General features: G+C 69.8%; 10 protein-coding genes and 1 pseudogene. 3 read left to right on the top strand and 8 right to left on the bottom strand.

Annotated elements, in window-relative coordinates:
* Window positions 1-911 precede the first annotated feature (911 nt).
* Entirely contained in the window at window positions 912-1,049 is a 138-nt protein-coding gene (locus tag ACFY4B_RS42145; RefSeq protein ID WP_387977045.1) for a hypothetical protein, read from the top strand.
* A gap of 335 nt (window positions 1,050-1,384) precedes the next feature.
* On the opposite strand, the gene ACFY4B_RS42150 is transcribed toward ACFY4B_RS42145, so the two are convergent.
* The gene (locus ACFY4B_RS42150; protein ID WP_387977047.1) at window positions 1,385-1,570 is read right to left on the bottom strand and encodes a hypothetical protein; all 186 of its coding nucleotides are present in this window, start codon (window positions 1,568-1,570) and stop codon (window positions 1,385-1,387) included.
* Window positions 1,571-1,577: 7 nt separating this feature from the next.
* Window positions 1,578-1,781, bottom strand: coding sequence for a hypothetical protein (locus tag ACFY4B_RS42155; protein ID WP_387977050.1), 204 nt, complete (start codon window positions 1,779-1,781; stop codon window positions 1,578-1,580).
* 392 nt (window positions 1,782-2,173) lie between these two features.
* Between ACFY4B_RS42155 and ACFY4B_RS42160 the strand changes: the two genes are divergently transcribed.
* A complete protein-coding gene (locus ACFY4B_RS42160) occupies window positions 2,174-3,679 on the top strand; it encodes a hypothetical protein (protein ID WP_387977053.1) in 1,506 nt (501 codons plus the stop codon).
* Window positions 3,680-4,008: 329 nt separating this feature from the next.
* On the opposite strand, the gene ACFY4B_RS42165 is transcribed toward ACFY4B_RS42160, so the two are convergent.
* From ACFY4B_RS42165 to ACFY4B_RS42190, 6 genes and pseudogenes are all read right to left on the bottom strand, one after another.
* Window positions 4,009-4,332 carry a hypothetical protein gene (locus tag ACFY4B_RS42165; RefSeq protein ID WP_387977056.1) on the bottom strand — a complete coding sequence of 108 codons (324 nt, stop codon included), beginning with the start codon at window positions 4,330-4,332 and terminating at the stop codon, window positions 4,009-4,011.
* The gene (locus ACFY4B_RS42170) at window positions 4,329-5,339 is read right to left on the bottom strand and encodes a hypothetical protein (RefSeq protein WP_387977058.1); all 1,011 of its coding nucleotides are present in this window, start codon (window positions 5,337-5,339) and stop codon (window positions 4,329-4,331) included. Before ACFY4B_RS42170 ends, ACFY4B_RS42165 begins: the two co-directional genes overlap by 4 nt.
* 12 nt (window positions 5,340-5,351) lie before the next feature.
* A pseudogene (locus ACFY4B_RS42175) lies at window positions 5,352-5,408 on the bottom strand (hypothetical protein); the annotation flags it as partial.
* A gap of 691 nt (window positions 5,409-6,099) precedes the next feature.
* Entirely contained in the window at window positions 6,100-7,137 is a 1,038-nt protein-coding gene (locus tag ACFY4B_RS42180; RefSeq protein WP_387977061.1) for a hypothetical protein, read from the bottom strand.
* 804 nt (window positions 7,138-7,941) lie between these two features.
* Entirely contained in the window at window positions 7,942-8,145 is a 204-nt protein-coding gene (locus tag ACFY4B_RS42185; protein WP_387977070.1) for a DUF6924 domain-containing protein, read from the bottom strand.
* Between the two features lie 76 nt (window positions 8,146-8,221).
* Window positions 8,222-13,180, bottom strand: coding sequence for an RHS repeat-associated core domain-containing protein (locus ACFY4B_RS42190; RefSeq protein ID WP_387977064.1), 4,959 nt, complete (start codon window positions 13,178-13,180; stop codon window positions 8,222-8,224).
* A 400-nt stretch (window positions 13,181-13,580) separates the two neighbouring features.
* Between ACFY4B_RS42190 and ACFY4B_RS42195 the strand changes: the two genes are divergently transcribed.
* Window positions 13,581-14,147, top strand: coding sequence for a hypothetical protein (locus ACFY4B_RS42195; RefSeq protein WP_387977067.1), 567 nt, complete (start codon window positions 13,581-13,583; stop codon window positions 14,145-14,147).
* Window positions 14,148-14,328: the final 181 nt, after the last annotated feature.

The following is a 14,328-nucleotide window of genomic DNA, read 5'->3' on the forward strand; positions in this document are numbered from 1 at the left end:
ACTCGTCGACATCCCGGCGGGGGTCGACGATCACGGCCTGGCCGGTGCGCTCGTCGGCGATCAGGTACGAGGCCTGGGAGAGGCAGTCGAGGTAGAACTGGGCGAACTATCTCGGCCGATCCGGTAGGCAGATCGTACAGGCGAGGGAGGGGCCGGGGGAAGTAGGTCGGGTACGGGCGAGGTGCACGATTGAGCGGCTGCCCAGGTGTGCACCAGCAGCACGGCAGACTCGGTTGAAGCCTTGGGTGCGACTGTGCTGACCTGCAGAAATGGCTTGCTGATCTGCTACCAGGGACGCTGTGCGGCAAACACGAGACGATCTTGATCCGACTGCGCAGGAAGGCCAAGAAGCGACCTCCGGACGCCCCTTGGTACCTCAACATGGAAGATAAGTGCTCTCATGTGTTCGCGTGTGCAGCAGGGTGTACTCATCCCGATGCTGACCTCTTGCTGACTTCCCTGATTATGCGTCAGCTCGGAAGTTCATTCCGGTGACCGCGCTTCTCGACCGGAGCGGACTCTGTGCTGGCCGTTCTGTCCCTGAGTAGGGAGGCTGACACTGCGCGACCCTCGTCAACTGGCCGGAGCGTCGAGCGACAGGTGCTCTCGCAATTCACGTATAGAGCCGCCAGTGCGGCAGCATCACAGAAAGGGAGACGTTGGCGGGCTCATTCGGGCTGGCGATCCGTCCCTCCGCGCCTTGCCGGTGATTGCTTCGTCGGCGCCCCGTCTCCCTCCACGGGGACCGACCCGACCGGCACGGGGGTACTGCTGCTGGGGCGAAGGAAGAGGGTCCCGGTACCCGCGACAGCGGCACGGCCTCCGCCCCGCCGTCTGCCCCCGCAGACCTGGGCCCGCCCGCCGACCGTGCCCCACCTGACCCGGGGCCGGCACCGGCCCCGGGTCCGCAAGTGGTCCTCGACGTGCTGATGGCCGGCTCCGTCGAGGACTTCTACGCCCTGCCCGACGACCGCCTCGTCGCCCTCATGACGGCCTTCCGGGCCTTCTACCCCGCCCTGCCGCGCGCCGCCAGACCCCCCAGGACCTGACCGGGCATCACGTCGCTCGCGCCCGGGCCGCCGAGCCCAGGCGCGAACCCACACGCCTCGGTCCGCTTGTGCGTCCGTCAACCGCGGTGGCGTGCGATTCACCCGCCAACAGCACTCCGCTGCATTCACCCCTGCCGGGCGGAACGGCCGACCGTACCTTGCCGCACGCCATTCCCGCTCGCCTGCCAGCGCCGCTCACCGGTCTACCCCGCTCCTGTTACCCCGGAGATCCCCCATGCCCACTGTGTCGAATGTATGGAACACCCGTGAGGCCGCCCGCCACGCCGGCGCCTCACCCCCGCACATCGCGGCCGACACCGCGGCGCGCAGGCGAGCTACGCCCGCACCGGCCCCGGTCGTGCTGTTCCCGCCCACAGGAAGGACCATCGTCGCTCGACAAGTTCGCCCTCCTCCTCGACCGCTTCGAGCGCTACATCCACCTGCGCGGCGCCCTCCGACTCGACGACGTCACCCCGCAGCTCGCCGAGGACTTCGTCACCGCCCCGGGCCGCAGCTGCCACGGGCACGTCACCCCCCACCGCCACCTGGAGCCTGCGCCGCTCCGTCCTGCGATCCGCCTGGCGCACCCTGCGCGACCTCGGCCTCATCGACCAGGACCCCGCCCGCGACATCCACCTGCCCACCCGCACCCGCACCACCGCCCGCCCGCTCACCGAGATCGCCGCCGTCGCCCTCGCCCTGGCCGGCGGCCACAGCGGCGAGATCGGCCACACCCGCATCCGCGACCTCGACCCGGCAGGTCGGCGCGTGTGGATGCACGGCTCCACCAAGACCGACCCCCGCTGGTGCCCCCTCGACGACTGGGCCCTGGCCGTCCTCACCACCCGCGCCCGCTTCGTCGCCGCCCGCCAGCTACGGCCCGCCGCCGTCCCCGCCGCGCGCCTGCGTCGCCCTCACCGACCTCCTGCACCGCACCGGCCTCGTCGGCGAGGCGGACGTCAAACCCGCCTCCATCACCACCCGCGCCGCCGTCGAGGCATTCGAAGCCTCGGGCCGCATCGAGGACGCCGCCCGCTGCCTGGGCCTGCGCTCCCTGGACCGCGCCGCCACCGTCATCCACCTCACCTGGCGCCCCGACCCCACCGACCGGGAGGAGGCAAGCGGTGCCTGACGACATCTTCGGCGACCCCCTACCGCCCGAGCAGCGCCCCGCCCGCAAACGCCAGCTCACCGACCGCGACCAGCGCACCCGCCTCCAGCGCATCGAGGACTGCCTCGACTACCCCATGATCTACGAGCTCGCCGAACACCTCCCCGCCCCGCACCAGGTCGGCTGCCCGCCCCAGTACCCGCCGCTCGTCTACCTCCTGCTCGCCTCCCTCATGCCCGTCACCGGCTCCAAACGCTCCGCCGCCGCCCACCTCTCAAGCGACCTGCTCTGGCGCCGCCTGCATACCGCCGTCCGCAGACACGCAGGGCGCCTCGCCGCCGCCCGCCTGCCCGACACCGCGCCCAGCCGCGGCCAGTACCTCTACGCCGAACACCACCTCCTCGCCCCCGCCACCGACCTCCTCACCGACGTCTTCGAGCACCACGCCGTCCGCCAGGCCCTCGCCCAGGGCCTCTTCCCGCCGACTGCCGTGCGCACGTGGGCCCGCCCCCAGCGCCGCCAGCTCATCGTCGGCGACGCCACCGTCCCCAAAGCCCCCTCCAAGGCCGAGCACCCCACCACCCTCGACCCCGCCACCGGCCGCCTTCTGCGTCACCGTGTGGACCCGGCCGCGCGTCTGTACTACGAGAACGGCGAGACCCGCCCCCGTCCGGCCCGCGGCACCAAGTGGTTCTTCGCCTCCGGCCGAGACGACGGCTACTGGCGCCGCGTCATCCTCACCTACGCCCACGTGGCCGGCGGCGCCTACGAGGACGAAGCCGCCGTCGCCGTCCGCTCCTTCACCACCCTCGCCACCCGCCTGCCCGGATGCATGGGCGTCGTCTACGACGGAGCCCTGCGCGGTGTCCACCGCGACACCCTCGCCCGCGCCGGCCTGCTCGCCATCAACAAACAGCACGGCTCAGTTCGCCCGATGGCCTACGAACTCCTGCGGTTCGGAGCCTGTCGCCACGACCTGTGGTGCGACCAGGGGCGCATCGCGGAGCGCCTTCTCCTGGACGACGGCACCAGCGTCCTGCGCCCGGTCCCCGTCACCCGCCTCGAACACCGACCAGGACGTACCAGGAGCCGCTGGTACCACCTGTTGGACATCCCCTGCCGGCGCGGCAACCACCCCCACCGCGTCCCCGTCGCCATCACCACCACACCCGCCGACCGCGCCGTGCGCGACACCGTCACCGGCCGCCGCGCCAGGAGCGACACCGAGCGTGGCTTCCACCGCGCCGAACACCTCCAGCAGATCCCCGAACCCACCCTCGCCCACCAGCACCTCTACCCCTGGCGCGCCGACTCCGAATCCGTCCACAACCAGTTCGACCAGAGCCTGTGGAACCAGCGGATGATCTCCTACGGCCTCGACCGCCAGAAGGTTTTCGTCCTCGCCTTCGCGCTCGCCCACAACGCCACCAGCCACCGGATCTTCCAGAACGACAGGATCCACAGCCGCGTGCCGTCCGGCGCCGGACACGGACCCGCCCCAGCCGGCCCCGGAACCTGACATCGCAACCGCTCCGGTTCGACGCACGGACCGAGGCCGCCGGGCACCCGGGCCCGGTCTTGCTGCGGCCTCCCCACACGGCCGCCGGTTCCGGTCCGGGCAGTGCCGGTCGCCTTGGTGAATGCCGGAACCGAGCGGTGTCCACCGGGCAGGAACGCTGCAGCGGGCGGGACGACAGGGGCAGCACGAGAGAGCGGGCCGCGGCCGCGGTGTGTCAGGCGGTCGTGGCCCGCGGCCGAAGATGCCGGCTCTCCGGGCCGTCGGCCGTACGTGCGGGCCGGCGGCAGCAGGCCCAGGGCACTGAGCGCTTGGTTCCGCCCGCTCCGCGTCTAGACGGGGGTGACGGTGAGGAGGAAGGTGGCCTTGCCCGGGCCGTCGGGGGTGGTGACGGTGATGGTGAACTCCCCGGGGGTGGGCCCGGCCTTGACTGTGGGGCTGGAAGCGATGGCGTCGCCGTCGGTGGTGGTGTCGTGAGTCAGGGTGTCGCCGGCGAAGACGGAGCCGGTGTTCGCGGGGGCGATGGCGAAGTGGATGCGGGCGCCCGTGACGTTGCTGCCGCCCTGGTCGCGGGCCTTGACAGTGGGAATCTGGTCGAAGTCGGTGCTCGCCTTGGCCTCGAAGTTGTCGCCGACGGTGGAGCTGATGGCCGTCACCGTGTGGACGGGGGTTCCGGTGACGGCGCCGGACAGGGTGACGGGGGTGTGCTCGCCGATGGTGGCGGAGCCGTCGGTCCGGGTGCCGGGGAGGCGGTGGCCTCGGCGCGCATCGGCAGGGTGTAGGTCGGAGGACTCCGGTCGCTGGTAGCGGTGTTCACGTGGGGGTTGCCCTTGGCGACGAGCGTCCTGCCCTGGTTCTCGATCGTGTGGTCCAGGTGCCCGGTGTTCCCGCCGGGGTAGGCCCAGATGGGCGCATTGGTGAAGACGAAGCCCGTGGGTGCCTTGAACGTTTGGGTGATCACCCCCGGGTTGACCCGCACGGTGGGGGACGCGCTCAGCTGGAGCTGGATCGCGGTGCCCTTGCCGGGCGCGGCGCCGGCCGCCACGGTCTGGGTGATGGTTAGGGCGCTCTCGTCCTGGGCCTCTGGTTCGGCTTTGACGATGGTGACCGGCAGTTCCACGGTGTTGTCGGACGGCTTGGTCTCGTGTGCGTAGGTGACGGCGGCCGTGGCGGTGTAGGTGCCGGGCTCGGTGGTGTTGGGGGCGTGGACCTTGAAGGTGCGGTCCAGGCTGTCGACGTCGGGACGCAGTTCCATGCCGGGGAAGGTGCGGGTGCAGGTGTGCTGGATGCATCCGCCGTCACCGACCAGCCCCTGCGACAGGGTCAGCGTCACGCTCACCTGCTCGCCCTTGACCGTCGCCGGGCCCCGGTTCCTCACCCGGACGCCCAGGTCGAAGGGCACCCCTGCTGTTGCGCGGCCGTCGGGAAGACGCCCTCCGGCATACAGGTCCACGTCCTCGGGCGACGCAGGCCGTACCCCGGTCGCCTCGGCCACCATCCGCACCCGATGGTTCAAGTAGTCGGCGATGTACAGGTTGCCGCTCGGGTCCAGCCCGACACCACAGGGATAGTGGAGCCAAGCCGAGGTGGCGGGCCCGCCGTCGCCGAAGAAGCCCGCGGTTCCGCCGCCGGCCAGGGTGAAGATGGTTCCATCGGCGGTCACCTTCCGCACCCGCTGGTTCCCGTTGTCGCCGATGTACAGGGCTCCCGCACTGTCGACGGCCAGCCCCGTGGGGGAGTCGAGCCGCCGGTGCCCGCCACGGTGGTGATCCTCCCGTCCGCACCGATCCTGCGGACACGGTGCCCGAACGACGAGGTGAGGTAGACGACACCCGAGGCATCAACCGCCACGACGGCGGCACCGTCCAGGTCGGCCTCGATGGCCGGCACGCCGTCGTCGGCAGAGCTTCCTCCTCCCGCGATCCTGGTGATCGTCCCGCCGTCCGGGGAGACCTTCCACAGCAGATAGTCAGCGGCGAGATTGTATGCCGTGATGTAGATGCTGCCGGCGGCGCCTTCTGCGATCCCGGCGGGCTCCCCGATGTACGTGTCCAGCGGCGTGCCGTCACCGGCCTTCTTGTTCTCCGTGCCAGCGACGGTGGTGATGACGCCAGCCTCGTCGACCTTCCGTACCCGCAGTGCGCGAAGTCGCAGATCAGCAGCCCGCCCCCGGTACGCACGACGCGCCCGGGTGAAGCCAGCGACGCCGCCACTGCCGCTCCGCCGCCACCGTAGGGCGGGGTCCGCGTCCGGGTCCCCCGCTCCGGTGACGGTGGTGATGACACCGGCCGCATTGCTGTCCGGATACGCCGGGGGCGGGGAGCGGGTCAGGGGTCGGCGCTGTGTCGCCTGGGGGTCCGGTCACCGGCGAGCCCGGTCGGCAGCCGGCAGGCGCAGCTCGTACGGACCCGCCTCGGGGAGGTTCACTTGCAGGTGGCATCGGTGGGCGCGTCGTGGGTGAGGGTGCAGATCATCTTCTTGCCGTGCCCGTTGGAGTACCTGGCGAGGAGTTCGTCCTGGAAGTCTTGCCACTGGCGCTTGATGTCCTCGGTCGCCACCTTCTCGGCGTTATCGCCGTTGTGGTCGATCTTGGCCCGCGAGCCCTCCTTGCTGAGGCCGCCCTTGCCGTCGGCGTCGTCGTAGTGGTTGATGCGGCGGTTGCAGTTGTTGAGGTCCTTCGAGCCGTGCTCGTACTCGCCGCCGGCGCAGCCGGTGGCCACGTCCGGGACCTTGCCGATTTCCTTGCGGGCCTCTGCCTCCCATGTGGCCGTGGATTGGTTGCTGTAGGCGCGCAGGGTGAAGAAGGGCGCGGGCGTCGTCTTCTGCAGCCCGGGCGGGTTCGTCACGCTGATGTCCTTCTCGGGGACTTTCTGGTCGGTCCAGTTGCTGTGGGAGTAGAAGTCTTCGATGGCGTGCCAGGCGCGTCCGAGGTGCTCGAAGACTGTGCACTTGGCGCGGCCGGGGGAATCGTTGTACTTGCACCGATGGTCGAGGCCAACCTCTTTGGTGTTGATGTGGCCCTTGGAGTCGACGAGTTCGCCGGCGGCGACCACTGCTTTGTGGAACTCCTCGACGGAGGTCTGGATGCAGGCGAGGAGTTCGTCGGTGGCCTGTTGCCTGCTGCGCGGGTAGCCGCTCACCTTGAGGTAGTCCGCGTCGTCGCAGTGGTAGCGGGTCTGCTTGGGGTAGTAGTCGCCTTTGTCACTGCCGCGGATGGCGCCCCACTCGTCGTCGCCGAGATCGCCCGCTGCCATCGCTTCGAGTGACTTCTTCTGGAAGCCCCCCAACGCACTCTCGGTGATCTTGGTGTGTGTGCCGGGGCCGAAGGCATGCGCGGGGACGGTGACAGCCGGGACGCAGGCCAGTGCCGCGGTGATGGCGAGAGCTGTGCGTGTGCGCCACGGCCTGCGATGACGCGCGGAACGAGTCATGACGGAACGGGTGGCGGAAGATGCGTTCATGGCTGCTCCCAGGGTGGTGTCCGTGCTGATCGGGGAACCCCTAGCGACCAAGGCCCGTAGCCTGTTGGCTTCTTGCCTCAGGGTGGCCCGGGAGTACTCCGAGCGGCGCGCCTGATTGCCCCATTGGAGGGACCTTCCGTCACGCCGTCGGCAGCCGTCACGCCGGGCAAGGCGGTGCGGCCGACACCTTCACCGCCTTGGCCCGCAGCGAGGTCAGGGCCTTTCCCGTGCCCGGGAGGACGGCAGCCGAACCAGCTGCCGACGGCCGGGCGATCGCCTCGAAGCTCGTTCCTCCTCGGCGGAGGCGAGGGGCTCGTGCCCTGTGTGTTGTTTCCGTATTGCCAGCCCGTGCGGGGACAACCGCCGACGCCGGAACGCACGCCGCCCCTGGAGATCTCGTGGGAAGTGATCTTCAGGCACGCGGGAAGAACCTTGCTGCCAGCTTGGCGAAGCCGCAGGTCAACGAATTCTGTCGATTGGCCTCCTCGACCAGTTCCGCGAGCGCACCACCGAGCTCGACTCCGCCGCGTCTGCTCGGCATGGCGGCTGCCGCAGACGGAGTCGGCTCGGTGGTCACCGTGCTGGTGCGGGCGGCGCGGCCGAAGTCTCCGACTCGATGAAGGTGGCCGGCGTTGGGGAGGAGGCCGCGCCGGACCTGCCGGGATCGCAGGCCGCAGCCGCGGCGAGGAGCAGAGCCACGGCGGCGAGCGCCGCCGCCTTCGGCATGGTACGTGCGCTGGTCTCAGGACGGGGCATCAGGCCAGTTCAGGCAAGCGGTGATCTTGGCCTGCTGAGCGGCCTGTCTCAGAAGCCTCTGAACACCCCGTCCTCGTCGACGGCTCCGGCGAACTCGTTGTATTCCATGTTCGCGATCGACAGGTTGTTCTCGATCCCCCAAAGCTCCGCGGCGACAACCCGGATGAAGCGCCCCGGCTCATCCCGCAGGTCAACGACGGCGACCGGCAGTTCGGTCGAGCCAAGCGCCACCGTGTCCGCCTGGGCGAGCAGTGGGTGCGGGCACCAACCCCGGTTGTCCTGGTCTCGGGCGGTACCGCAAGGGCCCGGGACGACTGCTCAGGACCGGTTACGTATGGCCGCCGAGGTCGATCATCTCGACCCTTCTCTCCTTGTCCCAGACCCAGAATGTGGCGCGCGCGCTCCCGTCCAGGCGGATCTGGAACTGATTGCCCTGCAAGTTTTTGTAGTTCGTGTCTCCGACCGACTCCGCTGCTGTCTTCGGGTGGAGTCCCTCATCCCGGATCTTGCTCGCGAAGCTGTCGAACTTCTCTTGCGCGGGATCAGTGAGCTGGCGCCTGTCTCTAATTCGGCTAATTCGTTGATCGTCGAACGTCCAGCGCTTGCTGGTCGGCTGAACCTGAGCGCCGGCATTGCCCTGGGCCGGTTCGCCTCCGACCGCGCCTTGGGGGTCGGCGTTCTCCAGTCTTCCGGGGGCGCCTCGCCGGCCGGTGCCTTTTGAGACGTGTCCTTTCCCTTTTCCGCCGAACTCGTGTTCCGGGAGCGAGTTGAGGTACCGCCGGTAGGCGGCTCCGCCCTGTTTGAACGCGGCCGTCTCTTCCGCCGACATCGCGTACGGTCCGCTCCGCGTGGCGAGTCGGGACAGGCCCCGTACGGCGGCGGAACCGGCGACGAGTTCTGCGCCAAGCGAGGCGAGGCCGGTGCCGAGGGACACCCAACCGAGGACGGCGGCGGTCCGGGGGTGCCTCTCTGCTTCGGCGGCGCTGAAGACCGCGGTGGTAGCCGAGACAACGCTGAGGGTGGTGACGGTGACGGCGGCGGCGGTGGCCCAGATGCCGGCCGCCGCGGCGATCGAGAGGCCGCCGGTGAAGACTGCCAGGCCCACTCCCAGGGCGGCGATGCCGACGTTGAGCCAGGTGCGCCAGCTGAGGTGGCCGGTGGGGTCGGTGCGGTTGATCGGGTCGCCGAGGCAGTAGGCGTAGGGGTTGATGCCGCCGGCGCCGAAGGGGCTGAGGCTGTCGGGGGCGGTGAACCGCATCAGGACGGGGCTGTAGGCGCGGTAGCCGTTGCCGAGGTGGTACCAGCCGGTGGCGGAGTCGGTGCGTTCGCCGTCGTGGCCCAGCACGCTGGCTGCCGCGGCCGGGCGGCGGTCGCCGTAGGGCGTGTAGGCGTACTCCTCGGCCTCCTGGCCCTTCTCGGCGGCCAGCAGGACGGTCTGCTTGCCGTCGGTGCCCAACAGGCGGGTCGAGGTCTGGGTGCCTTCGCGGTGCTGGGCGACGCAGGTGCCGGCGAGGCGGATCAGGCGGGTGTGCTGGTCGCCGTCGGTGATCGAGGCGAGGGCCTGGCGGTGGTAGGAGAAGACGCTGGTGTGGCCGGCGCCGGTCTGGGTGAGGAGCCGGTTGCCCGGGTCGTAGCCGTAGGCGGCGGCCGTGCCGGCCGCGGTGAGGCGTCCGAGGTCGTCGTAGGACAAGGTGCGGGCGGTGCCGTCGGTGTCTTCGCTGGTGAGGCGGCCAGCCTTGTCGTAGGCCAGGGCGACGGAGGACTTGGGGTTGTCGTGGTCGATGCCGGTCAGCTGGCACGGGTCGGCCGCATTGCCGTAGCGGTAGGTCGCGGTGTCGCTGCCCTTGCCGTCGGTGAAGCCGGTCTTGCACGTGGTGACGTTGCCCCAGGCGTCGTAGGTGAAGCTCTGCCCCGTGATGGCGCGGCCCTGCTGGTCCTGCGGGGGAGTGCTGCCGGTGCAGGTGTACGCGGTGAGCTGGTTGCGGCTGCTGTAGGCGAAGGTCTCCTCGCGCAGCACGGTGGTGCCGTTCTTGAGGGTGCGCCGGCTGAGGAGGTCGTTGGGCTGCCACTGCTGGGTGAGCGTCCACGTGGTGCCCTTGCCGTCGGTGAGGGTGCGGGTCACCTCGCGGCCGAAGTCGTCCAGGACCAGGTCCGTCGTCAGGGTGTTCTTGGCCTGGTCCTGGGTGGTCCAGCCGACGACCCGGCCGGCGGTGTCGTAGCGCAGTGTCGCCTGTGCGGCGGGGTCGATGACGGTGAGGAGGCGGCCGAAGGTGTCCCAGGTGCTCTGCCGGACGGTGTTGTCGACGCCGGTGTGGGTCTGTTCGAGGCCGTTGACCGTGTAGGTCGTGTGCGTGGTGGCGTCGGGGTGGCCGGTGAGGTGGGTGGTGGCGGTGCACGGCCTGCCCGAGGGGTAGTAGCCGCGGGTGAGGGTCACGGCGCCTTCCTCGGCCTTGAGCACGGCTGCCGTGACCGGGTGACGGGTGTACTTCTGGGTGATCGTGACCGGGCCGTTGTCTGTTGGGCGTGCTTCCACCTGGGTGAGGGCGTTGGCGAGCTGCGGGATGTACTGGTAGGTGCGCTTCTTCCCGTCCGGCCCGGTGGAGGTGGCCGGCACGGGGTCGCTGTCCTTCGCGTAGGTGGCGGACCATGTGCGCCCGCCCGAGGTGCTGCGTGTCAGCCGGCCCAGCCCGTCGAAGTCCTGCGTGCCGTAGGAGGCCGTGCCGACCGTGAGTTCCGTGACCAGCGGCTGGGCCGCGAACGGCGCGTAGGTGCGCGAGACCTGGGTGGTGTCCGGCAGGGTGGTGAGCTTCACGCGGTCGTGGGCGTCGTAGTCGTACCTGGTGGTGTGGCGCAGGTCCTTGGTGGAGCCGAGGACGTCGGTCTCGGTGCGCAGCCGTCCCAGTCCGTCGTGCTGGTACTCGCGGCGGCCGCAGGTTTTGCCGTCCCGGTCGAGGCGGACGGTGCTCGTCGGCAGACCGCGCTCGTCGTAGGTGGTGACGGTCTTGGCGGGCAGTGGCTTGCGGTCGGCGAGGAGTTGCTCGGTGGTGGTGCGGTTGACCGGGTCGTGCAGGGTGAGTGTGCCCGAGCCGTCGTTGAGGACCGTGGTCGAGTGCTGTCCCCAGTCGTCGTAGGCGTAGGTGCTGGTGAGCTTGAGCTCGGTGGCGCTCTCGCCGCGGGTGTGGTCGTGGACCGTGGTGGACGCGGTGCGGCCCTGTTCGTCGTAGCTGCGGGTCCAGGTGGTGTACCAGGTGCCGGTGCCGCGGGCCGCGCAGTCGCCCTTGGCGTCGTCGATGTCCTGACGTTCACGTTTGATCAGGCGGCCGGCGCCGTCGAAGCTCTCGCGGACCTGGTTGCCGAGTGCGTCGGTGGCCGTCGCGACGAACGGCGCGGTGGTGCCGCTCTCGTAGGCGCGGGTCTCGACGGCCTTGTACGCGGTGTCCGGGTTCACGGTGTAGGTGAGCAGGCGGCCCAGCTTGTCGTACTCCGCAGTCTCGACGTTGCCCTGGGCGTCGGTGGCCGACCGCAGGCGTCCGGTGAAGCGGGAGTGGGTCTGCGAGCGCGTCACGGTCAGGTGGTCGTGGGTCGTCACCTCGTGGACCTGGACGAGGGTGTCGCCGTCGACCGAGCAGCTGGTCGTGTCCACCGACTCGAACCCCTCGCCGCCGCCGTCGGGGTACTCGGTGGTGGCCAGGCGGACAGGGCGGCCGAACTCCGCGCTCTCGGAGGTGTTGTAGGCGAGGACCTGCTTGCGCAGGACCCGGCCGCCAGCCTGCTGCTGTTCCTCGGACTTCAGGACGGCGGTGGGCACCCGTGGGTCGGGGGTCTTCTGGTGCGCGCCGTAGCGGTAGACGGTCGTGTGGACGGGTGCGTCGAAGTCGGTGTGCGGGGGTGTGCGGGTGACGCTCCTGAGCAGGCGGGTGAACCCGTTGGGCTCGGGCGGGCAGTCGTCGCCGCTGCCGCCCACCGGGTAGTACTCCCACACTGTGTGTGTGCCGTCGGGGTCGTCCTGGCTCGACGGGTTGCCGAACGTGTCGAAGGCGGTTGCGGTGACCTCCTGGTAGGTCTTGGCCGGGCCGGTGGACTGGGAGTCCGTCCACGTCACGGTTTTTTTCCTCGGGAGCTGGAACTGCGCCGGCTGGTCCTCGAACGGCTTGCCGGTCACCGCGTAGTACTGGGTTTCCACGGTCCGCGCGCAGTGGTTCTGCTGCTGCCTCTCGGCGGTCTCCAGGTGGTACTTGTTGTACGTCCGGGTGACCCGGGTGGTCTGGCCCGCGCAGGTCCGCGACTCCGTGGAGCCGTACGTGTACTCCGTCAGGACGTCGTACAGGCAGTCCCGGCTGCTGTCCCAGTCCACGTCGGAGTGGCCGCCGAGGAAGTTCGTGTCGGTGTAGGCGTACGAGGACTCGATCGGGGGCTGTCCGCCGCCCGGCGTCTGGACGAACCGGTACACGCGGGGAAGCGCCGGCAGGCCCGCGGTCGAGGGGAAGGCGTGCCCGTCGTCCTCGTACCAGACCGTCTCGACCATCCCGCCCGGCATCGTCACGCCGGTGATCCAGGACCCCCACGCCCCCTGCTCCCCGACCGGGGTGTGGGCGAAGTCCCACACCAGCGGCTTGTCCGTCCCGAGCCCGAAGTGGTGCACGGTCCCGAGGAGACCGTTACGGAACCGCAGGTCGACGTCGTAGCCCTCCTTCTGCCCGGGCAGGACACGCAGGGTGGTCTTCGACTGACCGCTGTAGGTCACGGTCAGGAGGGTGTCGTGCTCGTCCGTGACCTCGGCGAGCCTCGGCTGTGGACCGGTGGTGAAGTCCCACTGCAGTTCCAGGCGGTGGCCGGTGGGCGTCAGCAGGCTGGTGGGCACCTTGAGGCCGTAGGCGTTCCGAGGCCCTGTCAGGACCTCGACGTCTCCGGACTTGTGGACGATCTGGTAGCGGCTCTCGTCCTGCTCCCGGGCGATGTGTACCGTTTCGAGTTTGTGCTGCAGCAGGACGACCTTCGTGTCGGTCTCCTCGACCCGGTACTGCTCCCCGGTCGACAGAACCAGCAGCCGCTCGTCCGCGTCGTAGGTGGTCAGCCCGAGCGACATTCCCTGCCCGAGCCCCATGTCCGTGCTGGTCAACGGCGAGTACGACAGTGTCAGCGGCAGCGACGGGCCGAGGGCGCGGTTGCCGACGAGATGGCCCAGCGAGATCCGGACGCTGAACAACCCTGTGCGGGGGTCCACGCCGCCGGACACCGCGCTGGAGAAGTTGGTCGCGTGGGTGAACAGGGACGAAGTCGAGGCCACGGCGGTGCACTCCTCAGAAAGGTCAAGTCGTGCACGATCGTAATCGCGCGATTACGGATCCGCCCGCCGTCGGTCGGGTGGGTCGCCCTGCGACCGTGCGCGGGTCGGGGGTGCGTGGGTATCGGAAGCCGGGGGCGATCCGACCGGCGCTCCCCGGGAGGACGGACGGCCGCGGAACCCGGACGGCAGCAGCGGCGGGACCGGGTCGTCGGCGGCGTCGAGCACCGCCGACCCGAGGGCCGTTCGAGGTCATGCGTACACCCGTTGTACGTAAACAAGTTCGTCCACAGCCCCCCCCTTTGGAGGTGGGCGTCCATAGTTGCTGTCGATGCGGTGGAGTTGTCGCCGCACGCACAGCCGAGGCCAGGGGCCTGTTGGTGTCGACGAAAGGACAGGAAAGATGGCGGGAATCAGAAGTGCCTGGATCTACAAAGGAAGTGGCGAGGCAGGCTTCCTGAGGGCCGGCGAGGTCCATATCACCGACCGCGGAAATGCGAACGTGACGAAGCTGGGGAAGCGATACACGAACCTTCCCGCGGGCTGGGACGATCCCGACTTCGGCTTCGGCACCTACAACAGCGGGGAGATCGGATTCATCAAGAGTGAAAAGGTGTGGGTGACCGATTGGGACGTACCCAGACTCATCAGCAGCCACTTCCCCACCCCGCCCGAAGACTGGAAGCACGGGGGGATCAACAGCGCGTGGATCTACCCCAGCGGTGAGGCGGGATTCCTCATGAAGGGCGAGGTCCACATCACCGACCGCGGAAAGGGCAACAGGACCCTGCTGAAGGACCGCTACAAGAACCTTCCCACAGGCTGGGAACTCCCCGATTTCGGCTTCGGCACCTACAAGAGCGGGGAGATCGGATTCATCAAGGGCGACCAAGTGTGGGTCACCGACTGGGACGAACCCAGACTCATCAGCAGCCACTTCCCCACTCTCCCCGACGACTGGAAGAACTAGATGCGCTCCCCGGTTCCCAGACAGAACGTCTCGGGGTGAAAACAGTCCGGACCCGCCGACGGCCGGGCCCGGCCGGACTGCCTCCGAGGGCCGTTCGGCCCAGACTGCCGGGGGGGGGGGGGGGCCCCCCCGGCCGCCCCCCCCCCCCGGGGCGCGGGCCCCCCCCCCCGGGCCCGGGGGC

This window comes from Kitasatospora sp. NPDC001261 (assembly GCF_042896795.1).
Lineage (GTDB): Bacteria > Actinomycetota > Actinomycetes > Streptomycetales > Streptomycetaceae > Kitasatospora.

Excerpts from the sequence above, each read along its gene's own strand:
- ACFY4B_RS42180 (WP_387977061.1), bottom strand. The coding sequence starts at position 7,137 with ATGAACGCATCTTCCGCCACCCGTTCCGTCATGACTCGTTCCGCGCGT.
- ACFY4B_RS42195 (WP_387977067.1), top strand. The coding sequence starts at position 13,581 with ATGGCGGGAATCAGAAGTGCCTGGATCTACAAAGGAAGTGGCGAGGCA.